Annotated in this window: 21 protein-coding genes and 1 pseudogene; 15 read left to right on the top strand and 7 right to left on the bottom strand. The window is 71.0% G+C overall.

Going from position 1 to position 25,370, the window contains the following annotated elements; all coding sequences use genetic code 11:
* Positions 1–148: 148 nt before the first annotated feature.
* The 4 genes from AB0N07_RS37780 to AB0N07_RS37765 are packed head-to-tail and all read right to left on the bottom strand — an operon-like array spanning position 149 to position 7,390.
* Positions 149–1,903: an ABC transporter ATP-binding protein gene (locus tag AB0N07_RS37780; protein WP_365843151.1), complete on the bottom strand. Its 1,755-nt coding sequence runs from the start codon at positions 1,901–1,903 to the stop codon at positions 149–151.
* Positions 1,900–3,696: an ABC transporter ATP-binding protein gene (locus tag AB0N07_RS37775; protein ID WP_365843149.1), complete on the bottom strand. Its 1,797-nt coding sequence runs from the start codon at positions 3,694–3,696 to the stop codon at positions 1,900–1,902. The genes AB0N07_RS37780 and AB0N07_RS37775 overlap by 4 nt, the downstream gene beginning before the upstream one ends.
* Before the next feature lie 23 nt (positions 3,697–3,719).
* Positions 3,720–5,579 carry an ABC transporter ATP-binding protein gene (locus AB0N07_RS37770; RefSeq protein WP_365843147.1) on the bottom strand — a complete coding sequence of 620 codons (1,860 nt, stop codon included), beginning with the start codon at positions 5,577–5,579 and terminating at the stop codon, positions 3,720–3,722.
* Positions 5,576–7,390 (bottom strand): ABC transporter ATP-binding protein, encoded by a 1,815-nt coding sequence (locus AB0N07_RS37765; protein ID WP_365843145.1) that lies wholly within the window; start codon positions 7,388–7,390, stop codon positions 5,576–5,578. Before AB0N07_RS37765 ends, AB0N07_RS37770 begins: the two co-directional genes overlap by 4 nt.
* A gap of 205 nt (positions 7,391–7,595) precedes the next feature.
* Here AB0N07_RS37765 and AB0N07_RS37760 point away from each other — a divergent pair, with 205 nt between their 5' ends.
* Genes AB0N07_RS37760 through AB0N07_RS37745 form a run of 4 tightly spaced genes read left to right on the top strand, consistent with a single transcriptional unit; the run spans position 7,596 to position 11,198 of the window.
* On the top strand, positions 7,596–8,528 hold the full coding sequence (locus AB0N07_RS37760) for an ABC transporter ATP-binding protein (protein ID WP_365843143.1): 933 nt from the start codon (positions 7,596–7,598) through the stop codon (positions 8,526–8,528).
* Positions 8,525–9,259 (top strand): ABC transporter permease, encoded by a 735-nt coding sequence (locus AB0N07_RS37755; protein WP_365843141.1) that lies wholly within the window; start codon positions 8,525–8,527, stop codon positions 9,257–9,259. The genes AB0N07_RS37760 and AB0N07_RS37755 overlap by 4 nt, the downstream gene beginning before the upstream one ends.
* A gap of 24 nt (positions 9,260–9,283) precedes the next feature.
* Positions 9,284–10,552 (top strand): sensor histidine kinase, encoded by a 1,269-nt coding sequence (locus tag AB0N07_RS37750; protein WP_365843139.1) that lies wholly within the window; start codon positions 9,284–9,286, stop codon positions 10,550–10,552.
* The gene (locus tag AB0N07_RS37745; protein ID WP_365843137.1) at positions 10,542–11,198 is read left to right on the top strand and encodes a response regulator transcription factor; all 657 of its coding nucleotides are present in this window, start codon (positions 10,542–10,544) and stop codon (positions 11,196–11,198) included. The genes AB0N07_RS37750 and AB0N07_RS37745 overlap by 11 nt, the downstream gene beginning before the upstream one ends.
* Before the next feature lie 61 nt (positions 11,199–11,259).
* Here AB0N07_RS37745 and glgX read toward each other — a convergent pair whose 3' ends face one another.
* Positions 11,260–13,503 (bottom strand): glycogen debranching protein GlgX, encoded by a 2,244-nt coding sequence (gene glgX, locus AB0N07_RS37740; protein ID WP_365843135.1) that lies wholly within the window; start codon positions 13,501–13,503, stop codon positions 11,260–11,262.
* Between the two features lie 307 nt (positions 13,504–13,810).
* Between glgX and AB0N07_RS37735 the strand changes: the two genes are divergently transcribed.
* The 7 genes from AB0N07_RS37735 to AB0N07_RS37705 all read left to right on the top strand — a co-directional run bounded on the left by AB0N07_RS37735 (position 13,811) and on the right by AB0N07_RS37705 (position 20,927).
* Entirely contained in the window at positions 13,811–15,058 is a 1,248-nt protein-coding gene (locus AB0N07_RS37735) for an Ig-like domain-containing protein (protein WP_365843133.1), read from the top strand.
* A gap of 165 nt (positions 15,059–15,223) precedes the next feature.
* Positions 15,224–16,468 (top strand): Ig-like domain-containing protein, encoded by a 1,245-nt coding sequence (locus AB0N07_RS37730; protein ID WP_365843131.1) that lies wholly within the window; start codon positions 15,224–15,226, stop codon positions 16,466–16,468.
* A gap of 76 nt (positions 16,469–16,544) precedes the next feature.
* The gene (locus AB0N07_RS37725; RefSeq protein WP_365843129.1) at positions 16,545–17,312 is read left to right on the top strand and encodes an enoyl-CoA hydratase-related protein; all 768 of its coding nucleotides are present in this window, start codon (positions 16,545–16,547) and stop codon (positions 17,310–17,312) included.
* 264 nt (positions 17,313–17,576) lie between these two features.
* The gene (locus AB0N07_RS37720; protein WP_115905786.1) at positions 17,577–18,080 is read left to right on the top strand and encodes an ATP-binding protein; all 504 of its coding nucleotides are present in this window, start codon (positions 17,577–17,579) and stop codon (positions 18,078–18,080) included.
* 184 nt (positions 18,081–18,264) lie between these two features.
* On the top strand, positions 18,265–19,056 hold the full coding sequence (locus AB0N07_RS37715) for a polysaccharide deacetylase family protein (protein WP_365843126.1): 792 nt from the start codon (positions 18,265–18,267) through the stop codon (positions 19,054–19,056).
* The gene (locus AB0N07_RS37710; RefSeq protein ID WP_365843123.1) at positions 19,056–20,240 is read left to right on the top strand and encodes a hypothetical protein; all 1,185 of its coding nucleotides are present in this window, start codon (positions 19,056–19,058) and stop codon (positions 20,238–20,240) included. Before AB0N07_RS37715 ends, AB0N07_RS37710 begins: the two co-directional genes overlap by 1 nt.
* 87 nt (positions 20,241–20,327) lie before the next feature.
* Positions 20,328–20,927, top strand: coding sequence for an ADP-ribosyltransferase (locus AB0N07_RS37705; protein WP_365843120.1), 600 nt, complete (start codon positions 20,328–20,330; stop codon positions 20,925–20,927).
* Here the strand turns inward: AB0N07_RS37705 and AB0N07_RS37700 are convergent.
* Entirely contained in the window at positions 20,881–21,549 is a 669-nt protein-coding gene (locus tag AB0N07_RS37700) for a GNAT family N-acetyltransferase (protein WP_365843118.1), read from the bottom strand. The genes AB0N07_RS37705 and AB0N07_RS37700 overlap by 47 nt on opposite strands.
* A gap of 50 nt (positions 21,550–21,599) precedes the next feature.
* On the opposite strand from AB0N07_RS37700, the gene AB0N07_RS37695 reads away from it, so the two are divergent.
* Together AB0N07_RS37695 and AB0N07_RS37690 are read left to right on the top strand one after the other, a co-directional pair.
* Positions 21,600–22,547 (top strand): MerR family transcriptional regulator, encoded by a 948-nt coding sequence (locus tag AB0N07_RS37695; RefSeq protein ID WP_365843116.1) that lies wholly within the window; start codon positions 21,600–21,602, stop codon positions 22,545–22,547.
* Between the two features lie 58 nt (positions 22,548–22,605).
* Entirely contained in the window at positions 22,606–22,818 is a 213-nt protein-coding gene (locus AB0N07_RS37690) for an EF-hand domain-containing protein (protein ID WP_365843114.1), read from the top strand.
* Between the two features lie 66 nt (positions 22,819–22,884).
* Here AB0N07_RS37690 and AB0N07_RS37685 read toward each other — a convergent pair whose 3' ends face one another.
* Entirely contained in the window at positions 22,885–23,793 is a 909-nt protein-coding gene (locus AB0N07_RS37685) for an AraC family transcriptional regulator (RefSeq protein WP_365843111.1), read from the bottom strand.
* A gap of 102 nt (positions 23,794–23,895) precedes the next feature.
* On the opposite strand from AB0N07_RS37685, the gene AB0N07_RS37680 reads away from it, so the two are divergent.
* Positions 23,896–24,897 (top strand): zinc-dependent alcohol dehydrogenase family protein, encoded by a 1,002-nt coding sequence (locus AB0N07_RS37680; RefSeq protein ID WP_365843109.1) that lies wholly within the window; start codon positions 23,896–23,898, stop codon positions 24,895–24,897.
* A gap of 41 nt (positions 24,898–24,938) precedes the next feature.
* Positions 24,939–25,277 (top strand): annotated as a pseudogene (locus AB0N07_RS37675) (NAD(P)-binding domain-containing protein); the annotation flags it as partial.
* Between the last annotated feature and the right edge of the window lie 93 nt (positions 25,278–25,370).

The raw sequence follows: 25,370 nt of genomic DNA, 5'->3' as shown, positions 1-25,370 counted from the left end.
GGGTTGCTGTGTTGAAGCTGTGGGAAGGGTGGCAGGAGATTTGCGCCTTGTCAGGAGCGCGTCACAAAGTTGGCCGGAAATGGTTCGTTGACCGGTTGTTCATGTTCGGTATCCGGACCGGATGTTTGATCGTGAGGAGAAGGAGCGTCTACGACGGCTCGCCGTGCCAGGTGTGCCAGAGCGCCGCGTACGCCCCCTGAGCCGCCACGAGCTCTTCGTGCGTGCCGAGTTCGGTGAGCCGGCCGTCCTCCATCACGGCCACCCGGTCCGCGTCGTGGGCGGTGTGCAGACGGTGGGCGATGGCGATGACCGTGCGGCCCTCGAGGACGGCTGCCAGGGCGCGCTCGGTGTGGCGGGCGGTGGTCGGATCGAGGAGCGCGGTGGCCTCGTCGAGGATCAGGGTGTGCGGGTCGGCCAGGACCACACGGGCGAGGGCGAGCTGCTGGGCCTGGGAGCCGTCGGTGCGGGTGCCGCCGTCACCGAGCGGGGTGTCCAGGCCGTCCGGCAGTTCGCGCACCCAGTCGTCGGCTCCCACCGCCGTCAGCGCCGCCCACAACTCCTCGTCCGTGGCCGCCGGTTCGGCGATCAGTAGGTTGTCGCGGACGGACCCGAGGAACACATGGTGCTCCTGAGTGACCAGGACGACCTGGCGGCGCAGCTGCTCGGGGCCGAGGTCGACGACGGGCACCCCGCCGACGGTCACGGTGCCCTCGGTGGGCGCGTCGACGCCTGCCAGCAGTCTGCTCAGCGTGGTCTTTCCGGCGCCCGAGGGACCCACCACCGCCAGCCGCTCGCCGGGCCGTACGGTCAGGTCGACGCCGTGCAGCACCTCGCCGCCGCGCTCGTAGGCGTACCGCACCCCGGCCACGTCGAAGCGGTCGTCCGCCGGAACGGGCGCATCGGCCTGCTGTGCGCGGGGCGCCCGGGCCAGGCCCTCCACACGGGCGAAGGAGGCGCTGCTGTTCTGCAGTTGTTCGACCCGCATCAGGATCTCGTCGAGGGGCCCGCTCAGCCGCTGCAGATACAGGGCCGCCGTCACGACCGCGCCGAGACTCAGCGTGCCGCGCCCGTGCAGCACCCCGCCGACCAGCAGGACCGCGGACACCGGAACCAGGTAGGAGACCTCCACCGCCGGGAAGAACACGGTGCGCAGGAACAGCGTGTACAGCCGGGTGCGCCGGGACGTCTCCAGCGCGTCCCGGCTCGCCGCGATCCGCCGCTGCTCCAGTCGCAGCGCCTCGACCGTGCGGGCGCCGGACGCGGTCGCCGCGAGGATCTCGGCGACCTCGGAGGTGGCGGCCCCCTCAGCGAGGTAGCCGTCGCGGGCCCGGCGCAGATACCAGCGCAGCGCGCACCAGATGCCGACCAGACCGAGCAGGCCGCACCCGCCGAGCAGCGGGTTCAGCCAGAACACCGCGCCGAGCAGGAACAGCGCCTGCACGCCGTTGATGAGCAGTTCGGGTCCGACGTCACGCAGCGTCGTGCCGACCGTGGCAACGTCGGCTGTCCCGCGCGCCGTCAGATCGCCGGTGCCGGCCCGCTCCACGACCGCCGCGGGCAGCGCGAGCGCCCGGTCGACGAACTCCTCGCGCACGCGGGCCAGCGTCCGCTCCCCGAAGCGGTGTCCCACATAGCGGGCCCAGCGGGCGAGTACCAGCTGCGCCAGTGAGCAGAGCAGGATCCACAGCGCCAGCCGGTCGACGGCGCCCACGCCGTGGCCGGCCCGCACCTCGTCGATGATCCGGCCGACCAGCCAAGGGCCGGCGAGTCCGGCGCCGGCCGCCAGTGCGTTGAGCGCGAGCACGGTGGTGAAGGCACGGGCGTCGGCCCGTACGAGGCGCACCACGGCCCGGCGTACGTCCTGCCGTTCGGCCACCGGGAGATGGCCTGAAGCCGCGGTCATCGGACCGGCTCCTCGGCGTCCCGGGCGACCAGGGCGCGGTAACCGGGCTCGGTGTCCAGTAGTTCGCGATGGGCTCCGGTGGCCGCCACTTTGCCGTCGACGAGGTAGTGCACGGTGTCTGCGCGGTCCAGTACGAGGGGGGAGGTGGTCGTGACGACCGTTGTACGGCCCTTGCGGGCTGCCTGCAGCCGCTGGGCCACCCGGGCCTCCGTGTGGGCGTCGAGGGCGGAGGTCGGCTCGACGGCGAGCAGTACCTCCGGGTCGGCCGCCAGTGCCCTTGCGAGGCGGATGCGTTGTCTTTGGCCGCCGGAGAGGTTGCGGGCCTGGGGGTCTATTGCTGAGGCGAGGTTGTCGGGCAGGCCCTGGACTATGTCGTCTGCGACGGCTGTGTGGATGGCTTTGGCCAGGTGCGCCTCCGAGGGTGCCTCGGTTTGTCGCGTGGCGTCTGCGGGTTCGTTGTGGCTTGTCGCGCCCCGCGGCGGAGCCGCATATCGATGCAGCCCCGCGCCCCTGAAAGACGCGCCGCCCAGTACATCGCGCAGCGAACCTGCGAAGAGGTCCGCCTCGTGGTCGGCCACCAGGATGTGCTGCCTGATCTGCTTGAGCTCGATCTCGTCCAGTGGTACGTCGCCCCAGGTGGCCCTCGACGGGGTGTACCGGCCCAGGCGGTCCACGACCGTTGCCGCGTCCGCCGGGCGGGCGGCGGCCAGTGCCGTCAGGTGGCCCGGCCGGATCCGTACCCCCGACTCCGGATCGTGCAGTACCGCCGGCTCCGCAGGCGCGTTGCGGGTGCCGGTGTCGGCCAGTGGCTCCAGTTGCAGGAAGCGTACGACCCGGCGGGCCGAGACCAGGCCGCGGCTGATCTGGTAGCCGCATTCCACCCAGAACGCCACCGGGCCGACCAGGACGGCCACGTAGCCGTACACCGATACCAGTTCGCCGATGGTGATGGAACCTTGGGCGGCCAGGCGGGCCGCCAGCCAGGTGACCACCGCGAGGAACAGGGTCGGCAGTCCGATGCCCAGCGCCTGGACCCAGCTGGTGACCGCACCGACCCGGTAGCCCTGGCGGCGCAGTCGTTGGGAGTCGTGGTGGAAGGCGTCCGCGAACAGGCCCTTGCCGCCGAGGCCGTTGAGGACGCGCAGGCCGCCCGCGAGGTCGGCGATCCGGGCCGTGAGGACCCCCTGCCGGTTGCGGTACTCGGTCTCCGCACCTTGCAGACGGGTCAGCAGCGGTCCGACGAGGACGACGATCAGGGGGATGCCGAGGAGTACGACTGCGGCGATCAACGGCGAGACCGAGAGGAGAACGGCCGCGACCACCAGGTAGGCGACCACCGCCCCCACCCCGGGGCCGACCACCGTCAGCGACTGGCTGATCGTCTGTACGTCGCCGACCCCGATGGTGACGACCTCCCCGGCCCCCACCTGCCGCGGCAGCGCGGCGCCCAGCCGGACCGCCTGGCCGACGATCACCTTGACCGTGCGGAAGTTCGCGTCCATCCGCACCCGTGTCATCGTCCGGTGCCGCATGATGCTCAGCCAGGCGTTGAACGCCCCGACCGCGAAGAGCGCCGCAGCCCAGCCCGCCAGCGCCGGATAGTCACCGGGCTCCAGCCCGTCGTCGATCGCCCGGGAGAGGAGATACGGCGTCGCGGCCAGCAGCACCATCCACACGCTGCCCAGCACCGCCCCGGCGAGCGACCGGCCGGGCTGGCAGCGCACCAGCCACAGCAGATAGCGGGCGCCCCCGCGGCGATCGGGCTCGCCCGGATCCTCGTACGCGTCGATCATGCTCCCCCGATCCCTTCCGATCCCTACGCCAGACTGTCCCGCCACGCCCGGTGCAGGTCCGCGAACCGCCCCGTGCCTGCGATGAGTTCCGCCGGGCCGCCGTCCTCCACGATCTTCCCGTGTTCCATGACCAGGACCCGGTCCGCGATCTCGACGGTCGACAGCCGGTGCGCGATGACCACGGCCGTACGACCGCGCAGGACCGTCAGCATCGCCCGCTGCACCGCCCGTTCGCCGGGGATGTCGAGCGAGCTGGTCGCCTCGTCGAGGATCAGCACGGCCGGGTCGGCGAGCAGTGCCCGGGCGAAGGCCACGAGCTGGCGCTGGCCCGCGGAGATACGGCCGCCCCGCTTCCGTACGTCCGTGTCGTACCCGTCGGGCAGGGCGCTGATGAACTCGTGCGCACCGATCGCCTTCGCGGCCTGCTCGATCTGCTCGCGGGTCGCGTCCGGGCGGCCGATGGCGATGTTCTCGGCGACCGTGCCGGAGAACAGGAACGCCTCCTGCGTCACCATCACCACCCCGCGCCGCAGCTCGGGCACGGCGAGGTCGCGCAGGTCCACGCCGTCCAGCAGGACCCGGCCCGTGGAGGGGTCGTAGAAGCGGGCCAGCAGTTTGGCGAGGGTCGACTTGCCGGCGCCCGTGGAGCCGACGACCGCGACCGTCTGCCCGGCGGGGATCGTCAGATCGAACACCGGCAGGACCTCGCCACCGGTGCGGTAGCCGAAGCTGACGCCGTCGAAGACGACCTCGCGGCCCGGGTGCTCGCTCTCCAGCACCGGAAGTTCCACGGGATTCGACGGCTCCGGCACGGACGGTGTCTGTGCGAGCAGTCCGGCGATCTTCTCCAGGGAGGCCGCCGCCGACTGGTACGAGTTCAGGAACATGCCGAGGCGGTCGATCGGATCGTAGAGGCGGCGCAGATAGAGCACCGCGGCCGCCAGCACGCCCAGTTCCAGCGAGCCGCCCGCCACCCGGTAGGCGCCCCACAGCACGATCACCGCGACGGCCGTGTTGGCGACCAGCCGGGAGCCGACGACATAGCGGGCCATCTCCAGCAGTGCGTCGCCGTTGACTCGTTCGTGCCGCCGGTTCAGGGTCAGGAAGTCCGCGTCGTTGGCGGCCTCGCGGCGGAACGCGCGCACCGGCCGGATGCCGTTCATGGTCTCGACGAACTTGACGATCACGGCCGCGACGGCGGTGGACCGCACCCGGTACACCCGTACCGCGCGCCGCTGGTAGAGCCGTACCAGCAGGTACAGCGGCACGAAGGACGCCACCGCGACGGCGCCCAGCCCCAGGTCCAGCCAGAGCAGCATCGCCGAGATGTAGACGAAGGACAGGATGACCGTGATGAGTTCCTGCAGGCCCTCGTTGAGCAGCTCCCGCAGCGACTCCACGTCCGCCGTGGACCGGGAGATCAGCCGGCCCGAGGTGTAGCGCTCGTGGAAGTCGATGCTCAGCGCCTGCGCATGCCGGAAGATACGGCCGCGCAGATCGAGCAGCACGTCCTGGTTGACGCGGGCGGAGGCGATGACGAACGCGTACTGCAGCCCGCCGGAGACCAGCGCGCACAGGAGATAGGCCGCGGCCACCGCGATCAGCGGGCCGTGGTCGTGGTCCCGGAACGCCGGCACGGCCTGGTCGATGGCGTACGCCACCAGCAGCGGGCCCGCCTGCACCGCCGCCTGCTGGAGCAGCAGCAGGAGCGTCGTGACGGCGACGCGCGCCTTCATGGGGGCGAGCAGGGAGCGCAGCAGGCCGGCGGTGGCGCCCGGGGGAGTGGGCAGGACGTCCCGGTCGAAGGGGTCGCCCGCGTCCTTGGGGCGGGGGAGGTCCGGCTCGTCGTCCGCCGTTGGGACGGAGGTGGTGGGGGCCGTCATCGCTCGTCCTCCGCTTCTGAGGTCCCGGACATCAGATGGGCGTACTCGGCGTTCGTGCGCAGCAGTTCGTGATGCGTACCGACGGCGGTGATCCTTCCGCCGGACAGCAGTGCGACCCGGTCGGCGAGCAGGACCGTGGACGGGCGGTGCGCCACGATGAGCGCCGTGGTGTCCGCGAGGACGTCCCGCAGGGCGGCCTCGACTGCCGCCTCGGTGTGCACGTCGAGGGCGGACAGGGGGTCGTCCAGGACGAGGAACCTGGGTCTGCCCACGACGGCCCGCGCCAGCGCCAGCCGCTGCCGCTGCCCGCCGGAGAGGCTGAGACCCTGCTCGCCGACCTGGGTGTCCGTGCCCTGGGGCAGCGCATGGGCGAACTCGGCCTGCGCGACGGCGAGCGCGCGGTTCAGCTCGGCGTCGCCTGCGCCGTCCTGGGCGCCCATCAGCACGTTGTCCCCGACGCTCGCGGAGAAGAGCGTGGGTTCCTCGAAGGCGACGGCGACGAGGGTGCGGAGTTCCTCGCGGGACATGGCGGTGATGTCCTCGCCGTCGAGGGTGATGCGACCGGACGTGACCTCGTGGAGGCGGGGCACGAGTGCGGTCAGCGTCGTCTTGCCGCTACCGGTGGCGCCCACCAGCGCCATGGACTCACCGGGGCGGATGTGGAGGTCGATGCGGTCGAGGACGGGCGGGGAGTCGGAGGGGGCGTCCGGGTAACGGAACCGTACGTCGTGGAACCGCAAGCCCCGCGTAGCCGCGGGCAGTCGCACCGAGTCGCGCACCCCGCCCTCCGCCCGCTCCGCCTCCGGCGCCTCGTCCATCACCTCGAAGTACCGCTCGGTCGCCGTGGCCGCCTCCTGGCTCATGGCCAGCAGGAACCCGATCGAGTCCACCGGCCACCGCAACGCCAGCGCCGTCGACAGGAAGGCCACCAACGTCCCCGCGGACAGCGCCCCCTCAGCCACCTGCACGGTGCCGAGCACCAGCGCCGCCCCGATCGCCACCTCCGGCAGCGTCACGATGACGCCCCAGATCGTGGCGAGCAGCCCCGCCTTGCGCAGCTCCGTCCCGCGCAGGGTCCGGGTCAGTTCCCGGAACGCCCGCGCCTGGCTGCGGTGGCGCCCGAACCCCTTGATGATCCGGATGCCGAGCACGCTCTCCTCGACGACGGTCGTCAGATCGCCGACCTGGTCCTGCGCGAGCCGCGCCACATCGGCGTACCGCTTCTCGAAGATCACGCAGGTGACCATCACGGGAACGGCCGGCCCCAGGATCACCAGCCCCAGCGTCCAGTCCTGCAGCAGCATGATCACCACGCCGACGAGGATCGTCACCCCGTTGACCAGCAGGAACGTCATTGGAAAGGCGAGGAACATACGCAGCAGCATCAGGTCCGTCGTGCCACGCGAGAGCAACTGGCCCGAGGCCCAGCGGTCGTGGAAGGCGACCGGCAGCCGCTGCAGATGCCGGTACAGATCCGCCCGCATCCCCGCCTCGATGCCGGCGAGCGGCCGCGCCACCAGCCATCGCCGCAGCCCGAACAGCAGCGCCTCCCCGAGTCCGAGGAGCAGCAGGTACAGCGCCCCGAGCCACACGCCCGCCGGGTCCCGGTCGGCGACCGGCCCGTCCACCATCCACTTCAGTACGAGCGGGATCACGAGGCCCGTACACGAGGCGAGCACGGCGACGAACGCGGCTGTGAACAGCCGCGCCCGCACGGGCCGTACGTACGGCCACAGGCGCAGCAGCGTACGTACGGCCGATCGGTCGGTGGGTTCGCCGGGGTCCTTGGTGGTTGCACGTGTCGAGGGCATCGTCTGTGAGCCTACGGATCGGCACTGACAACGCCCACCGAGTTTTGGCCGGACCTGGCTCGGCCCCTGGTCCTACGACCTGCGCGTTCGAGGGGTCGTACAGGAGATCCGGAGGGGTCGTAGGGCGGCATCGACCGATCGGTCGATGCCACTTCGAGCGTGACGGCCGATGTGGCGGCGGGGCCCTTCCCGCGAATCTGATGCCATGTCCGTCATCGAAGTCACCGAACTGCGCAAGTCCTACGGCGGCCGGACCGTCGTCGACGGCGTCTCCTTCGCCGTCGAGGAGGGCGAGATCTTCGGGATCCTCGGCCCGAACGGCGCCGGCAAGACCACCACAGTCGAGTGCGTCGAGGGACTGCGCGTCCCCGACGCCGGCCGGGTCCGCGTCACCGGCCTCGACCCCGTCGCCGACCACGCACGCGTGGCCCGCGTCCTGGGCGCCCAGCTTCAGCAGAGCGAGCTGCAGCCCAAGCTCACCGTCCGCGAGGCGCTGGAACTGTACGCCTCCTTCTACCCGGGCCCGCTGGACTGGACGCCGCTCGCCGAACGCCTCGGCCTGACCGCGAAGCTGACCACCCGGTTCGGCAAGCTCTCCGGCGGCCAGAAGCAGCGCCTGTTCATCGCGCTCGCCCTGATCGGCAACCCGCGGGTGGTCGTCCTTGACGAGCTGACGACCGGCCTGGACCCGCGGGCCCGCAGAGACACCTGGGCGCTGATCGAGGACGTCAGGGCCAGTGGCGTGACGGTTCTCCTCGTCACCCACTTCATGGAGGAGGCGCAGCGCCTGTGCGACCGGATCGCCGTGATCGACAAGGGCAGGGTGGCCGCACTGGACACCCCGGCCGGCCTCATCCGGCGCTCGGCGGGGGCCACCGTCATCAGCTTCACGCCGTCCGCCCCGCTGGACGACCGTGACCTCGCCGCGCTGCCCGCGCTCGCGTCCGTCGAGCGCAAGGACGGCCGTATCACCCTCTCCGGCACGGACGAGACGGTCAACGCGGTCATCACCCTGCTCGCCCGCCACCACATCACCGCCCACCAACTGCGTGTCGTGGACGCCACGCTGGACGACGCGTTCCTCGACCTGACCAAGACCGACGACAGCGACACCGACACCGAGGAGGCAGCGGCATGAGCACCGCCGTACTGAAGACCGAGGTCCGCCTCTTCCGCCGCGAACCCGGCGCCATCTTCTGGATCCTGCTCTTCCCGACCCTGCTGCTGGTGATCCTCGGCTCCATCCCGTCCTTCCGGGACCACCAGGCCGACCTCGGCGGTCTGCGCACCATCGACGTCTACGTCCCGGTCGCCGTGCTGCTCGGCATGATCGTCGGCGGTCTGCAGTCGATGCCCCAGACCCTCACCGGCTACCGGGAGCGCGGCATCCTGCGCCGGATGGCCACCACTCCGGTCCGGCCGGGCGCCCTGCTGTCCGCGCAGATGGTGGTGTACGGCGCTGCCGCCCTGGTGTCCGCGCTGCTCGCCCTCGCGGTCGGACGCCTCGCCTTCGCCGTACGACTGCCGAAACAGCCCCTCGGATACGTCCTCGCCCTGCTGCTGGCCGTGTTGGCCGCTCTCGCTCTCGGATCGGTGGTGGCGGCGCTGTCCCGTACGACGAAGATCGCGGGTGCGATCGGTTCGGCGGTCTTCTTCCCGTCGATGTTCTGCGCGGGCGTGTGGCTGCCGACGCAGGCCATGCCGCATCTGATGGCCCGTATCGTCGGGTACACGCCCTTCGGAGCGGCCGCGCAGGCCCTGAACCGGGCGGCGGCCGGGCACTGGCCGGGCTGGGCGCACCTGGGTGTGCTGGCGATGTGGATCCTGCTGCTCACGGGTGCGGCGAGCCGCTGGTTCCGTTGGGAGTAGGCGGCGGCCGTGCACACTGAGGACATGACCGTGGGGGACAGCCAGATCGACCGGCGCTGGGATCAACTGCACACCTGGGGGCCGTACGGGCTGCTCCTCATCGGTCTCGTCCCAGCGCTCGCGACCTCCGACCCGCATGCCTCCCCGGCCAAGTGGTACACGGCCTGGGTCCTGTTCGGCGCCGCGGTCGTGCTCCAGCTGGGGTGGCACGGCGTCCGGGTGCGCCGGCCCGGCCGCGGCCGTACGCCGTCCCGGACCGGGACGGCGTACTACATCGTCCGCTGGGTCCTCGCCTTCGTACTCACCTGGATCAACCCCTTCTTCGCCTTCTACGCAGCCGCCGGCTACATGGACGCCGACGAGACGATCCCGGGCAGACGGTGGCAGCGGCTCGGGCTGCTCGCGAGCGCGGTCACCGTGGCCGGCGCGCAGGCCGGCGGGATGCCGTTCCGGAGCGGAGTGCAGTGGGCCGTCTTCGCCGCGCTCCTGGTCGCCAACTCGGGCCTGCAGATGGTGATCGCCCATCTCACCGAGCAGGAGATGCAGCGGGCCCGTGAACGCACCGCGACCATCGCCGAACTCGAACGCACCAACGCCGCCCTGCAGCAGGCGCTCGACGAGAACGCCGCCCTGCACGCCCAACTCCTCGTCCAGGCAAGGGAAGCAGGGGTCGCCGACGAGCGGCGTCGGCTCGCCGCCGAGATCCACGACACCATCGCCCAGGGCCTGACCGGCATCATCGCCCAGCTCCAGGTCGTCTCCAACACTCCCGGCCCGGAGCAGGCCCGCCAACACCTGGGCCGCGCCATGGACCTGGCCCGGCACAGCCTCGGCGAGGCCCGCCGTTCCGTGCACAACCTGGCGCCGGTGGAGCTGGCGGACGCCGGACTGCCCGAGGCACTGAAGAAGACGGTCGCCGCATGGGGCGAACGGACGGGCGTACGCGCCGAGTTCACGGTCACCGGCACGGCGGAACAGCTCCACGAGGAGGTCTCGGCCACCCTGCTGCGCATCGCCCAGGAGGCCCTGTCCAACGCGGCCCGCCACGCCCGCGCCGCACGCCTCGGCGTCACCCTCTCCTTCCTGGGCGACGAGGTGATCCTCGACATTCGCGACGACGGCACCGGCTTCGACCCTCTCGCGCTCCCGGCCCGCACCGGCTCCGGCGGCTTCGGCCTGGACGGCATGCGCGCCCGCGCCGAACGCATCGCGGGCTCGCTGACCGTCGAGACGGAACCGGGCCACGGCACGGCAGTGTCGGCTCGCGTACCGTTGGTCCGCCATGACAGCTGACGTGAGCGGCACCCCGCGGATCTCCCTGCTGATCGTCGACGACCATCCCGTCGTACGCGACGGCCTGCGCGGCATGTTCGACTCGGCCCCCGGGTTCACCGTGCTCGGCGAGGCGTCGAACGGCGTCGAGGCGCTGGAGCGGGCCGCGGCCCTCGACCCCGACGTGATCCTCATGGACCTGCGGATGCCGGGCGGCGGGGGAGTGGACGCGATCGCGGAGCTCACCCGGCGCGGCGCCCGGGCCAAGGTCCTCGTCCTGACGACGTACGACACCGACTCCGACACCCTGCCCGCGATCGAGGCGGGCGCGACCGGCTATCTGCTCAAGGACGCCCCGCGCGACGAGCTCTTCACCGCCGTCCGCGCGGCGGCGGAGGGCCGCACGGTGCTGTCCCCCGCCGTCGCCTCCCGCCTGGTCTCCGCGGTCCGCACCCCCAGGCCGCCCGGGAACGAGCCCCTCTCCGCCCGTGAGCGTGAGGTCCTCGCCCTGGTGGCCAAGGGCACGTCCAACCGCGAGATCGCCCGCGAACTGTTCATCAGCGAGGCCACCGTGAAGACCCATCTCACCCATCTGTACGGCAAGTTGGGCGTCAACGACCGCGCGGCGGCGGTGGCGACGGCGTACGAGCGGGGAATTCTCGGCTAGCTCGTCCGTTGCGGAGCGCTCAGCAGCCGGCCTTCTTCAGGAGGGAGGCCAGGACGACCGCTCAGCCGACCCGCAGCAACAGCACCGCCCGCGCCGGCACCGTGATCGCCGTCCCCGCCCGGTGCACCACCCCGGGCGCCTCCCCCTGCGCCTCCCTCGACGTGTCGACGACCACCTCGTACTGCTCGGCCCACGGCGGACCCGGCAGCACGAAGCTCACCGGGCGGTCCCCGGCGTGCAGGACGGCCAGGAAGCTGTCGTCGAGGATCGGGTCGCCGCGCTCGTCCCGGCCCGGTATGTCCCGCCCGGACAGATACATGCCGAGCGTGGCGGCGGGTGCGTACCAGTCCCGTTCCGTCATCTCCGTGCCGCGCGCGGTGAACCAGGCCAGGTCGCGCAGACCGTCGGCCGAGTGCGCCCGCCCCGAGAAGAAGGCCCGGCGGCGCAGCACGGGATGCCGGTGCCGCAGCTCGATGAGCCGGGCCGTGAGGTCGAACAGGGCCTTCCAGCCCGGCTCCTCCAGCAGTCCCCAGTCCAGCCAGCTGATCTCGTTGTCCTGGCAGTAGGCGTTGTTGTTGCCGCGCTGGGTGCGCCCGAGTTCGTCGCCGGCCACCAGCATCGGCACGCCCGTCGACAGCAGCAGGGTCGTCAGCAGGTTGCGCAGCTGCCGCCGCCTGAGCCCCCGTACCCGCTCGTCGGCCGTCTCCCCCTCCGCCCCGCAGTTCCATGACCGGTTGTCGTTCGAACCGTCCCGGTTGCCCTCGCCGTTGGCCTCGTTGTGCTTGCGTTCGTACGACACCAGGTCGCGCAGGGTGAAACCGTCGTGCGCGGTGATGAAGTTGACGGACGCGTACGGCCGGCGGCCGCCCCACGCATACAGGTCGCTCGACCCCGACAGCCGGTACCCGAGATCCCGTACGTCCGGCAGCGCGCCCCGCCAGAAGTCCCGTACGGCATTGCGGTACCGGTCGTTCCACTCGGTCCACAGCGGCGGGAAGGCCCCCACCTGATAGCCGCCCGACCCTACGTCCCACGGCTCGGCGATCAGCTTCACCCGCCGCAGCACCGGGTCCTGCGCGATGACCGCGAGGAACGGCGACAGCATGTCCACGTCGTGCATGGACCGGGCGAGGGCGGCTGCCAGATCGAAGCGGAAGCCGTCGACGCCCATCTCCGTCACCCAGTAGCGGAGTGAATCCGTGATCAGGCGCAGCACATGGGGCTGGACCACATGGAGCGTGTTGCCGCAGCCCGTGTAGTCGGCGTAGCGCCGCGCGTCCGACTGCAGCCGGTAGTACCCCCGGTTGTCGATCCCCTTCAGCGACAGCGTCGGGCCGAGCTCGCCCGCCTCCGCCGTGTGGTTGTAGACCACGTCGAGGATGACCTCGATGCCGGCCGCGTGCAGCGCGCGCACCATGCGCTTGAACTCGCCGACCTGCTGGCCAGTCGTACCGGATGCGGCGTACGCGGCGTGCGGCGCGAAGTAGCCGATGGAGTTGTAGCCCCAGTAGTTCCTCAGACCGCGGCGCAGCAGATGGTCCTCGTGCGCGAACTGGTGCACGGGCAGCAGCTCCACAGCCGTGACGCCCAGCTTGACGAGGTGTTCGACGGCGGCGGGGTGCGCCAATCCGGCGTAGGTGCCGCGCAGGTCCTCCGGAATCCCCGGATGCAGGGCGGTGAACCCCCTGACGTGCAGCTCGTAGATGACCGAGTCCGCCCACGGGGTCTTCGGGCGGCGGTCGTCGGCCCAGTCGTCGTCATCGTGGACCACGACACCCTTGGGAACGTACGGCGCCGAGTCCCGGTCGTCGCGCACGGTGTCCGCGACCTGCTGCTGCGGCCAGTCGCGGACGTGTCCGTAGACCTCCGGCGGCAGGCTGAAGTCGCCGTCCACCGCGCGCGCGTACGGGTCGAGAAGCAGCTTCGCCGGGTTCCAGCGGCCGCCGGTCCACGGGTCCCAGCGGCCGTGCACCCGGTAGCCGTAGCGCTGCCCGGGCATCACACCCGGCACGAAGCCGTGCCAGATCTCGTGCGTCAGCTCGGTCAGCCGGGCGCGGGTCTCCTTGCCGGCCTCGTCGAACAGGCACAGCTCCACCGCCTCCGCCCCGCCCGCCCACAGCGCGAAGTTGGTGCCCGCGACCCCGTCCGGGCCGACCCGGAACCTGGATCCCAGCGGCATCGGCGCACCCGGCCGCACGGGCACGCCCGGCACCTTGCGGGACGCGCCGTTGACCACGCCGGCCGGGCGTTCACCCTCTTCGGCGCGCCCCTCGGCCACCGCCTCCTGCTCGGCTGCGCTGGACACCAGTCCGCCTCCCACGGCTCACGGAACGACCTTGAAGCAGCGCACAGCGTCCCGGCCGCGGCTCCCCTTTGCGTCGTCCTCCCCACTGTTCTGCCCAGAGCTTGGCCAAACGACCCCGGCGTGCGGTTCGGCAGCGACCTGAAGGGGCGCGGGGCCCCGCCGCGTCAGCGGCTGGTGCCACAGCCGACATGCGGCTCCGCCGCGGGGCACGACCAGCCACAACGGCGCCGCGGCTGATCGATGGCTCAGCCCGCGGAGCGCACCGCACACACGTTTCCCCAGGGCGGGGCCGGTCGTTGGGAAGCTCGTGAGGCATGGACAAGGGCGCGCACGGCGCGCGGGGGCCGCGTTGGCCGCCGTACTGACATGGGCAGGACTGCTGGCCGGAGCCGCCGGCTGTACTGCGGACCCGGCGGACCGCACCGACATCGGTGAGGCGTTCGGCAAGGCTCCGGCACCCGAGGACGTCATCCGGATCTCCCCGGACGACAACAGCAAGGGCGTCCGCCCCGGCCGCAGGCTCCAGGTGCGGGTGCCCAGCGGCCGCCTGGAGTCGGTGAAGGTCGTCAAGTCCCAGGACGCACAGGACTCCGAGGTGCCCGGCCGTATCTCCGAGGACGGCCTGCGCTGGGAACCCGACGAGAGCCGGCTCGCGCTGGCCGCCAAGTACACCGTCGACGCGGTGGCCCTGGACGGCCACGGCCGCAGGTCCGCACGGCACGCGACCTTCACCACCTTCGTCCCCGACGAGCGGTTCATCGGCTACGTCACCCCGGAGAACCGTTCCACGGTCGGCACCGGAATGATCGTCTCTCTGGAGTTCAACCGTGAGATCGAGCGCCGCGCGGCCGTCGAGCGGGCCATTCACGTCACCGCGCGACCACCGGTCGAGATCCGCCCGCACTGGTTCGGCAAGGACCGCCTCGACTTCCGCCCCCAGCGGTACTGGAAACCCGGCACCCAGGTCACCGTCTCCCTCCGCCTCCGCGACGTCGAAGGCGCGCCCGGTGTCTACGGGCTGCAGTACAAGACGTTCTCCTTCACCGTCGGCCGCAGCCAGGTCTCCGTGGTCGACGCGGCCGCGCACACCATGCAGGTACGGCGGGACGGCGCGCTGCTCGCCACGGTCCCGATCACGGCCGGGGCGCCCAAGCACACCACCTACAACGGGAAGATGGTGGTGATGGAGATGCATGAGCTGACCCGTATGAACGGTGCCACGGTCGGCTTCAAGAAGCAGAACGGCAAGGGCGAGTACGACATCCCGGACGTCCCGCACGCCCTGCGCCTCACCGACTCCGGCACCTTCCTGCACGGCAACTACTGGGCGCCGAACGCCCCCGGCCACGTCAACGTCAGCCACGGCTGCGTCGGGCTCATGGACGTCAAGGGCGGCAGCTCCGACACCCCGGCCGGCTGGTTCTTCGACCGCAGCCTCGTCGGGGACGTCGTCGAGGTCGTCCACAGCAATGACAAAAAGGTCGCTCCCGACAACGGTCTCGGAGGGTGGAACATGGGCTGGAAGGCATGGAAGGCGGGCAGCGCGGTCAAATAACCCGAAGGGGGACGGGGCTTGCGCCAGGTGCATGGTCAAAGTTGCGACTGAACGGTGACATTCAGCTGACACGATCCCCAAAATCTTGCAGTTAATATGCGCCAATGCGCGCGGCGGGACGCGCCGGGGTGCGGGCCCGAACAGGGCCCGCGAGGGGAGAACAACTTGAACGTGCGGCCGATATCGGGGGCGTCGGTTGACGCGCGCAGGCGTGGGGGCAAGGGGCGGCTGGCACTCGTGTCCGGGGTGCTGCTGCTGGCCGTCACCGCCTGCGGAGGGGGCGGCTCCGGTTCCGGATCCGGTTCCGGCGACGGCAAGGGCAAGGATGCGGGCGCGGCGCAGACCAAGCAGTCGGTGGCCGTCGTCACCATCGCCCCCAAGGACGGCGCGAAGTCCGTCGAGACCAGCGGCGTACTGAAGGTCGGCGCAAGCAAGGGCAAGCTGACCGAGGTCGAGGTCAAGGACGCGAAGGGCTCGGAGATATCCGGGAAGATCACCGCCGACGGCTCCGGCTGGACGCCGTCCACCCATCTGGCCGCGTCCACCAAGTACACGGTGCACGCGGTCGCGAAGGACTCCGAGGGGCGTGAGGCGGCCGAGGACTCCAGCTTCACCACGCTCACCCCGCAGAACACCTTCATCGGCACCTTCACTCCCGAGGACGGCTCCACCGTAGGCGTCGGGATGCCGTTCTCCGTCCGCTTCACCCGGGGCATCACACATCCCGGGGACGTCAAGAAGGCCATCACCGTCAAGACCGAACCGGCCGTCGACGTCGAGGGCCACTGGTTCGGCAACGACCGCCTCGACTTCCGCCCGGAGCACTACTGGAAGTCCGGTACGAAGGTCACGGTGAGCCTGAACCTCGACGGCGTCGAGGGCCGGCCCGGCGTCTACGGCACGCAGCACAAGACGGTGGAGTTCACCATCGGCCGCAACCAGGTCTCCGTCGTCGACGCCAAGACCCACCAGATGCAGGTCACCCAGGACGGCAAGGTCATCAAGACCATCCCGGTCACCACCGGCAAGCCGGGCTACGACACCTGGAACGGCCAGATGGTGATCAGCGAGAAGCTCCGGGTGACCCGCATGAACAGCGAGACGGTCAACCTCGGCAAGGAGTACGACATCAAGGACGTGCCGGACGCGATGCGGCTGACCGACTCCGGCACCTTCCTGCACGGCAACTACTGGTCCGGCGACGCCTTCGGCAACTACAACGCCAGCCACGGCTGCATCGGCCTGCGGGACGTGCGGGGCGGCTACGACCGAGGCCTGCCGGCCGGCTGGATGTACGACCACTCCATCGTCGGCGATGTGGTGATCGTCAAGCACGCCCATGACGACACCGTCTCCCCGGACAACGGGCTCAACGGCTGGAACATGTCGTGGGAGCAGTGGAAGTCGTAGACGTGTGTCGAGGTACGGCCCCGGTGTGAGCGATCGCACCGGGGCCGTTGTCGTTAGCGCACGTTAACCTGCCCTCATGACCGTGAATCTCGAAGTCGCCGAAGGCGTCGGCACGATCCGCCTCGACCGCCCGCCCATGAACGCGCTGGACGTCGCCACCCAGGACCGGCTCAAGGAGCTGGCCGAGGAGGCGACCCGGCGTGACGACGTACGGGCCGTGATCGTGTACGGCGGGGAGAAGGTGTTCGCGGCGGGCGCGGACATCAAGGAGATGCAGAACATGGACCACACGGCGATGGTCCTGCGCGCCCGCGCCCTCCAGGACTCGTTCACCGCGGTGGCCCGCATCCCCAAGCCGGTGGTGGCGGCGATCACGGGCTACGCGCTCGGCGGCGGCTGTGAGTTGGCGCTGTGCGCGGACTACCGGATCGCGGCCGAGAACGCCAAGCTGGGCCAGCCGGAGATCCTGCTGGGCCTGATCCCGGGCGCCGGCGGCACCCAGCGGCTGTCCCGGCTGGTCGGCCCGTCGAAGGCGAAGGACCTGATCTTCACCGGCCGGATGGTCAGGGCGGACGAGGCGCTGACGCTGGGTCTGGTGGACCGGGTGGTGCCGGCCGAGGAGGTCTACACCGCCGCGCACGAGTGGGCGGCGAAGCTGGCACAGGGCCCGGCGATCGCGCTGCGGGCCGCGAAGGAGTCCGTCGACACCGGTCTGGAGACGGACATCGAGACGGGCCTCGCCGTCGAACGGAACTGGTTCGCGGGCCTGTTCGCGACGGAGGACCGTGAGCGCGGGATGCGCAGCTTCGTGGAGGAGGGACCGGGCAAGGCGAAGTTCCTCTGAACCGCTTGCAATTGACACGATGTCTGATCCGGGGTCCCTCGATGGGGCGGTTTATGGGAGCCTTAAGGCAACCTTAAGTCTGCCTTGTCGAGGGAGACCGTCGATTGCCACCAGGAGGGCCTTCAGCCCAGGTCGGGCGGGCTGTGGATGCCTCTGAACTGCCCTTGGCATATGTCAACCGACCTATTCGGAACGACGTATTCCGGGGGGCGTATTCCTCAGGAACGGCCCCGGAGGACGCTCTGGGCGGCCATGATGGGGGGCATGGCGGGGCTGGAGGGCATCGAACAGCCGCGGGGACACGGCCGTGCGACGGCGGCGCGCTGGTCGCCCGCGGTAGAGGACGAACGGGCGCTCAAGGCGCTCGAGTTGTTCGGCAACCCGACCGAGGCGGAGGTCCCGCTGCCGTCCCGTCCGGAGTCCGCCGCCACCGCCCGCCGGCTCACCCAGGTCGTGGTCCTGCGCCAGTGGGGCCTGACACCCAAGATGACGGAGGACGCCGTCCTGCTCGTCTCCGAACTGGTCGGCAACGCGGTCCGCCACACCGGCGCCCGGGTCTTCGGCCTTCGCATGCGCCGCCGCCGGGGCTGGATCCGCATCGAGGTCCGCGATCCCTCCCGGGGCCTGCCCTGTCTGATGCCGGTCCAGGAGACGGACATCAGCGGCCGGGGCCTGTTCCTGGTCGACAAGCTCTCCGACCGCTGGGGAGTCGACCTCTTACCGCGCGGCAAGACGACCTGGTTCGAGATGAGGGTCGCCGACCGCTAGTGGGGGCTGCCGTCCCTGGGGGCCGCACCCCCCTGAACCCCGTCGGCCTGACGGCCTCGTCCTCAAGCGCCGGACGAGCTGGATGGGGCTGAAGTGGGCTGAATTTCTTCTTGCGCGACCCGAAGAATGTCCCCCGATCGGACCAATCGGCCCTTTTCTTACCCTTCCCCTCTTAAATGGTGCGGTGACCTCGACCGACCGCCGCACGGCGCTCCGCACGGGTGCCGGCCTCCTTGCCGCAGGCGCCCTCACCGCAGGGTGCGCCCCGAACGGCGCCGGCGCGCACCCCACTTCACCGGCGCACCCGTCGTCCACCCCGTCGTCCACCCCGTCCCCCACGCCATCCGCCGCCCCCGTCCCCCGCCGCCTCCCCGGTCAACCCGCCCAGCTCACCCACGGCCCCCGCACCCACCCCCGGGTCGCCCTCACCTTCCACGGCCAAGGTGACCCCGCCGTCGCCCACTCCCTCCTCACCGAGGCCGAGAAGCGCGGTGCCCGCCTCACCGTCCTGGCCGTGGGCAGCTGGCTCGACCAGTACCCGGACATGGCCCGCCGCATCGTCGACGGCGGCCACGACCTCGGCAACCACACCCAGCGCCATCTCGCCGTCAACACCATGTCCGAGGCCGACGCCCGCAGCGAGATCACCGCCTGCGCCGACCGCCTGGAGCACCTCACCGGCTCCATCGGCACCTGGTTCCGCCCCTCCCGCGCGCCCCTCGCGTCCCCGCTGGTCCTGCGTCTGGCCCGCAGCGCCGGCTATCCGCACGTCCTCTCGTACGACGTCGACTCCCTCGACTACACCCGGCCCGGCGCCGATGCCGTCCAGCGCAAGGTCCTCGACGAGGTCCGCAACGGCTCCGTGGTGAGCATGCATTTCGGGTACCCGGACACGGTCGCTGCCCTCCCCGTCGTACTGGAAGAACTCGCCCGCCGCGGCCTGGCCGCGGTGACCACCACGGAGCTGTTCAGCTGATGAACCCCACCCGGCTCACCCACGCCCTCATCGCGACCGCCGCCCTCGTCTCGCTCACCACCCTCGCCGCCTGCACCGGCGCCCCCCACCACGAGGACGAGGCCCTCGGCAAGAAGGCCGCCGTCGCCCCGCCGAACAAGAAGGCCGCCGTCCAGGGCCTGGCCGGGATGCCGCCCGTCCTCGACCCGAACGACGTGTATGCGGCCGACCGCCCGAACCGGCTCTCCCCGGTGGTGAAGGACTTCCCGTCCCGCGTCTACGTCCCCAACACCAACTCCAACACGGTCTCCGTCATCGACCCGAAGACGTACAAGGTCATCGAGACGATCCCGGTCGGCAGGCAGCCCCAGCACGTCGTCCCGTCCTGGGACATGAAGACGCTGTGGGTCAACAACGACCGGGGCAACACCCTCACTCCCATCGACCCGCGGACGGGGAAGGCCGGCAAGGCCGTCGACGTGCACGACCCCTACAACCTCTACTTCACGCCGAACGGCAAGTACGCGATCGTCATGGCCTCTCTCGACCGCGCACTCGTCTTCCGTGACGCGCACACCATGAAGGTCGAGAAGACCGTTCCGGTCAGCTGCTACGGCGTCAACCACGCCGACTTCTCCGTCGACGGCCGCTACTTCATCGTCTCCTGCGAGTTCAGCGGTGAGCTGCTCAAGGTCGACACGGAGCAGATGAAAGTGATCGGGCAGCAGAAGCTGCCGTTCCGTGGCGCGATGCCGCAGGACGTCAAGATCTCGCCGGACGGCAAGAAGTTCTACATCGCCGACATGATGGCCGACGGCGTGTGGATCCTGGACGGCGACAAGTTCACCAAGCCCACCCTCCTGCCCACCGGCAAGGGCGCCCACGGCCTCTACGTCAGCCGCGACTCGCGCGAGATGTACATCTCCAACCGCGGCGAAGGCACCATCTCCATCTTCGACTTCGCGCAGAACAGGCTCACCGAGAAGTGGCACCTGCCGAACGGCGGCAGCCCCGACATGGGCGGCGTCTCGGCGGACGGCAAGGTCCTGTGGCTGTCGGGGCGCTACAACTCCGAGGTGTACGCCATCGACACCCGCACCGGCACCCAGCTGGCCCGCATCAAGGTCGGCAGGGGCCCGCACGGTCTCGCGGTGTACCCGCAGCCGGGCCGCTACTCGCTCGGTCACACGGGCATCTTCCGCTGAAACACGGTGAGTTGAGGGGCCCGGGACACGCCGCCGAACGGGTGACCTCGCGCATTCGGCCGCCGTGGGTTGGGGATCGTCCACCCCATGATCACAACTCGCCTGCGGCGGCGGGCCGCTGCCGTCGTCCTGTCCCTCACGGCCCTCTTCGCGACGACGGCCGCGACAGCCCCCACCGCCACCCCCGCGAAGGCCGCCGCTCCTGCCTGTCCCCAGTTCGACGACCCGGTCAAGGCGGCCGTCGACCGCCGAGTCGACGTCGACCGCATCACGCCCCGACCCGTCTGGCGCAAGACCTGCGGCACGCTCTACCGCAGCGACAGCCGCGCCCCCGCGACCGTCTTCGAGCAGGGCTTCCACCCCAAGGACGTCATCAACGGCCAGTACGACATCGAGCAGTACGTCCTGGTCAACCAGCCCTCCCCGTACGTGTCGACGACGTACGACCACGACCTCTACAAGACCTGGTACAAGTCGGGCTACAACTACTACATCGACGCTCCCGGCGGCGTCGACGTCAACAAGACCATCGGCGACACCCACAAATGGGCCGACCAGGTCGAGGTGGCCTTCCCCGGCGGCATCGCGCGGCAGTACATCATCGGCGTCTGCCCGGTCGACAAGAAGACCAAGGTCGAGATCATGAGCGACTGCGAGAGCAATCCGTACTACGAGCCGTGGCACTGAGCAGCAGCGCTTCCGAGCCCACGGGACGGTAGCCCGCAGCCTGGAACGCCCGCATGCTGCGGGCGTTCCCCGGCGACACCTGGGCCCACACCGGCTCCCCGGCCAGCTGCCGCGCCGCCGTCATCAGTTGCCGCCCCAGCCCCCGGTGCCGCACCTCCTCGTCCACCTCGACCGCAACCTCCAGCCGCCCGGCGACCCCGCGCCCCAGCACCACCACGCCGCCCTGCGCCGCCCACAGCCGCACGTCGTCGCGGTGCGTACGGGCCCGGGCGGCCCGGGGATGACCGGCGTCGGTGATCTCCGTCAGGGTGAGGGGAGGCCCGCCCGGCAGTGGATCACCGACCAGGAGCGCGTCGATCGTGTCGGTCCGGCGACCCGTCCGCTCCAGCAGGGCCGTGAGGAACCGCGCGTTCATGCTCGCGGCCAGTTCGTCGCTGTCGACGGCGCGCAGTGTCTCGTACACCCAGTCCGGATCCTCGTCGGTGAAGACGACGGAGTGCGCGGTGAAGGCGATGACCCCGGCGTCCCGGTGCGAGGCCTGCGGCACGACGGTCGTATTGCCGTCCGACGGCGGGAAGACACCGCGGGCCGCCGCGTCGAGAACGTCCCGCAACGTCTCCATCGCGCTCGCTCCTTGTGTCTCCACCCACTGGAAGGCCCAGACTCGCACACATGCTGCGTTATCCGGGGGGAGACCCCCCAGACCCCCCGTACGACGGCACCGGACTTCTCACCATCGGCGAGCTGGCGCGGTCCACCGGACTGACCGTGCGCACCATCCGCTACTGGTCCGACGAGGGCGTCCTGACCCCCGTGACCCGCTCCTCCGGCGGCTACCGGCTCTACGACGCCGCCTCCGCCGCCCGTCTGGAGCTGATCCGCACGCTGCGTGAACTGGGCCTCGGCCTGGACGACGTACGCAAGGTGCTGGACGGGGAGCGGACGGTCGCTCAGGTCGCGGCGGCGCACGTGGTGGCGCTGGACGCGCAGATCCGCTCGCTGAAGGTGACCCGCGCGGTGCTGTCGACCGTGGCGCGACGCGGCTCGACCGCAGAGGAGATGACCCTGATGAACAAACTGGCGCGGCTGTCGGCCGCCGAGCGGGCCCATATCGTCGAGGACTTCACGACGGAGATCTTCGACGGGCTCGACACGGCGGACCCCGACATCCGCAAGCGGATGCGGTTCGCCCCGGCGGATCTGCCGGACGAGCCGACCCCCGAGCAGGTCGACGCCTGGGTGGAGCTCGCCGAGATGATGCAGGACCCCGGGTTCCGGACGCTGATGCGCAGGATGATCGAGTTCAACGCGGCGGACCGCGGCCCGGACGTGCCCGCGGGCACCTCGCTGTGGTTCATGAGCCGCCTGGTGCAGCTCGCGGGTCAGGCCCTGGAGCGGGGCGTCGCCCCCGAGGCGCCCGAGGCCGAGGACCTCCTGCGCGGGCTGCTCGGTGACACGGACCCCGCCGAGGTGCTGAAGCGGCTGGAGGCGGGCTCCAACGTCCGCGTGGCCCGCTACCGCCAGTTGTGGGCGGTCGTGGCGGGGCTCGGACCGCAGGCGGCGTACGAGGCGGAGTTCGCCTGGGTGGTCGCCGCACTGAAGGCCCGCGTGGCCAGCTAATCTGACCTGCGTCAACACGACGGCAAGACACGCAGTCACGGAGAAAAGGGGCGGATCGGTGGCCGACATCGAAGCAGCACGCAAGGAGTTCCAGCGGATCGACACCGACGGCGACGGGTTCATCACCGCCGCCGAGTTCAAGACCGCCCTCGCCCAGGGGGGCGACTGGAACGTCACCGAGTCGGTCGCCGCGGTGATCATCAAGACCCGTGACCTGAACGGCGACAAGGTGCTGTCGTTCGACGAGTTCTGGGCGTACCTGAACAAGTAGGACCTGCCGGGGGTGCCCGTCCGCACGGCGGACGGGCACCCCTTCGTCGTGCCGCGCGGGCCGGCCTCAGGACACCTGCCTCCGGTACTGCCCCGGCGCCACCCCGAACTCCCGCTTGAACGCCTTGGCGAAGGCGAACTCCGAGGTGTAGCCCGCGCGTTCGGCGATCCGCCGCAGGGGGAGGTCCTCCTCGCGCAGCAGGCGGCCCGCGGTCGTCATGCGCCACCAGGTGAGGTAGGCGAGCGGCGGTTCGCCGACCAGCGTGGTGAAGCGGCGGGCGAAGGCGGCGCGGGACAGACCGCTCTCGGCGCCGAGCTCCTCGACCGTCCAGGGGCGGCCCGGGTCGCCGTGGATGGCGCGCAGGGCCGCGGCCACGGCCGGGTCGTCGAGCGCGGCCGACCAGCCGGTGGCCTTGCGGTCGTGCTGCCACCAGGCGCGCAGGATGTACAGCAGCAGAGTGTCGAGCAGCGAGGTGACGATGGCGTCCGAGCCGGGCTGCGGCTCCTCCAGCTCCATGCCGAGCAGCTCCACCGCCGCCCGCAGCGAGCGGTGGGCGCCGACCTGGGCGGGCAGGTGCACCACGTCCGGCAGTTCGGAGACCAGACGGTGGGTGCGGCTGCGGTCCATCTGGTAGGCGCCGCAGAGCAGGACCGCGTCCGGCGTGCCCGCCCTCGGCGTGGGCGGCGGTGCGGGCCACCGGTTGTCCGACCCCGGCCGTACGTGCTCCAGCGGCACGTCGAGCCCGCTGGCCAGCGCGTGTCCCCGGCCGTGCGCCAGGAACACCACGTCCCCGGGCCCGACCGCGACCGGCTCGCCCTCCGCCGGGATCAGCCACGCCGACCCGCGCAGCACCACATGGAACCCGGCCCCCGGGGATGCCTCGAACCGCATGCCCCAGGGCGCGTACTTGTCCCGGCGCGAGGAGTGCGGCCGCCCGGTGCGCATCGCGCTCACGGCGTCACTGAGTACGTCCATGTCCGAACGGTAGCCGGAGGCCGTACCGGAGAGACGATCGGACAGAAAAGGGAGAGTGGTGGACATGGATCGTCTCGCATCCCGCCGCCTAGCGTGTTCCGCATGCCAATTACCGCACGCACAGTGCTTTTCCATGAAATCGGCGGACCTGAGGTGCTGATGGTCGAGGACGTGACCGTCCCCGACCCCGCCCCGGGCCAAGTGCTCGTAAGGGTCGAGGCGTTGGGCCTCAACCGTGCCGAGGCTCTTTTCCGGAGCGGCGGTTACTACTACCAGCCCGCCCTGCCCGCCTCCCGTCTCGGCTACGAGGCCGCGGGCGTCGTCGAGGCGGTCGGCGAGGGCGTGACCGAACTCGCGGTCGGCGACCCGGTGATGACCGGCCCCGGCATCGAGATGAGCGCCCAGGGCGTGTACGCCGAGCAGGTCGTCCTCCCGGAGACCGCGGTCCTGCGCCGCCCTGCCTCCGTCGACGCCGTCACCGGCGCAGCGGCCTGGCTGGCGTACACCACCGCGTACGGCGCCCTGCTGGAGACCGCCGGCCTCAGGCCCGGCGACCATGTGCTGATCACCGGCGCGTCCAGCGGCGTCGGCACCGCGGCGATCCAGGTCGCCCGCCGCATCGGCGCGATCCCGCTCGCCACCACCCGCACCGAGGAGAAACGGGACCGGCTGCTGGAGCTCGGCGCGGCCGAGGTGATCGTCACCGGCGGATCGACACCCGAGGCCGTGGCCAAGGAGGTCAAGCGGCTCACCGCCGGCAACGGCGCCGAAGTGATCTTCGACGCGATCGGCGGCCCCGGCTTCGGCCCGCTCGCCGACGGCCTGGCACCGGGCGGCTCCGTGGTCGTCTACGGCTGGCTGGACACGCGCCCGGCCGAGATCCCCCGGAACTGGCCCTTCACCCTCCACACCTACGCCAACATGATCCTCACCAACACGCCCGCCGGCCGCCGCCGCTCGACCTCCTTCCTCAACGCGGGCCTTGCCGACGGCGGGTTCCGGCCGGTCGTCGGCGAGGTACTCGACGGCCTCGACCGCATCCAGGACGCCCACCGCCTGATGGAGTCCAACCGGCACACGGGCAAGATCGTCGTACGGGTCTGAGGGCCCTCACCCGTTTGCCGCAGCCGCGGAATAGGCCACCGATCTCCGAGGTTGACGCGACCCAGACCTATGCACGTGCATCGTCCAGGGAAGGGCCTGTCATGAAGATCGGCATCATCGGCGCGGGCAACATCGGCGGCAACCTCACCCGGCGGCTCACCGCACTCGGCCACGACGTCTCCGTCGCCAACTCCCGCGGTCCCCACACCCTCACCGAACTGGCCGAGGAGACCGGCGCGACCCCCGTACCCGTGGAGGAGGCGGCGCGCGGCGCGGAGGTCGTGGTGATCACGATCCCCGTCAAGGCGATCCCGGACCTGCCGGCGGGCATCCTCGACGGCGCGGCCGAGAACGTCGCCGTGATCGACACCGGCAACTACCGGGGTTGAACTCGCGGTGGCGGGCCGATCGATCATCCGGCTCCCATGATCAGTCCGGTCTCGATGAGGCAGCCGTCGATCAGGTCCGACCGG

This window comes from Streptomyces sp. NPDC051172 (assembly GCF_040682555.1).
Classification (GTDB): Bacteria; Actinomycetota; Actinomycetes; order Streptomycetales; family Streptomycetaceae; genus Streptomyces.
This window is presented reverse-complemented; position numbering and strand designations above follow the sequence as displayed.

Excerpts from the sequence above, each read along its gene's own strand:
- AB0N07_RS37780 (WP_365843151.1), bottom strand. The coding sequence starts at position 1,903 with ATGACCGCGGCTTCAGGCCATCTCCCGGTGGCCGAACGGCAGGACGTA.
- AB0N07_RS37775 (WP_365843149.1), bottom strand. The coding sequence starts at position 3,696 with ATGATCGACGCGTACGAGGATCCGGGCGAGCCCGATCGCCGCGGGGGC.
- AB0N07_RS37770 (WP_365843147.1), bottom strand. The coding sequence starts at position 5,579 with ATGACGGCCCCCACCACCTCCGTCCCAACGGCGGACGACGAGCCGGAC.
- AB0N07_RS37765 (WP_365843145.1), bottom strand. The coding sequence starts at position 7,390 with ATGCCCTCGACACGTGCAACCACCAAGGACCCCGGCGAACCCACCGAC.
- AB0N07_RS37760 (WP_365843143.1), top strand. The coding sequence starts at position 7,596 with ATGTCCGTCATCGAAGTCACCGAACTGCGCAAGTCCTACGGCGGCCGG.
- AB0N07_RS37755 (WP_365843141.1), top strand. The coding sequence starts at position 8,525 with ATGAGCACCGCCGTACTGAAGACCGAGGTCCGCCTCTTCCGCCGCGAA.
- AB0N07_RS37750 (WP_365843139.1), top strand. The coding sequence starts at position 9,284 with ATGACCGTGGGGGACAGCCAGATCGACCGGCGCTGGGATCAACTGCAC.
- AB0N07_RS37745 (WP_365843137.1), top strand. The coding sequence starts at position 10,542 with ATGACAGCTGACGTGAGCGGCACCCCGCGGATCTCCCTGCTGATCGTC.
- AB0N07_RS37725 (WP_365843129.1), top strand. The coding sequence starts at position 16,545 with ATGACCGTGAATCTCGAAGTCGCCGAAGGCGTCGGCACGATCCGCCTC.
- AB0N07_RS37720 (WP_115905786.1), top strand. The coding sequence starts at position 17,577 with ATGGCGGGGCTGGAGGGCATCGAACAGCCGCGGGGACACGGCCGTGCG.
- AB0N07_RS37710 (WP_365843123.1), top strand. The coding sequence starts at position 19,056 with ATGAACCCCACCCGGCTCACCCACGCCCTCATCGCGACCGCCGCCCTC.
- AB0N07_RS37705 (WP_365843120.1), top strand. The coding sequence starts at position 20,328 with ATGATCACAACTCGCCTGCGGCGGCGGGCCGCTGCCGTCGTCCTGTCC.
- AB0N07_RS37700 (WP_365843118.1), bottom strand. The coding sequence starts at position 21,549 with ATGGAGACGTTGCGGGACGTTCTCGACGCGGCGGCCCGCGGTGTCTTC.
- AB0N07_RS37695 (WP_365843116.1), top strand. The coding sequence starts at position 21,600 with ATGCTGCGTTATCCGGGGGGAGACCCCCCAGACCCCCCGTACGACGGC.
- AB0N07_RS37685 (WP_365843111.1), bottom strand. The coding sequence starts at position 23,793 with ATGGACGTACTCAGTGACGCCGTGAGCGCGATGCGCACCGGGCGGCCG.
- AB0N07_RS37680 (WP_365843109.1), top strand. The coding sequence starts at position 23,896 with ATGCCAATTACCGCACGCACAGTGCTTTTCCATGAAATCGGCGGACCT.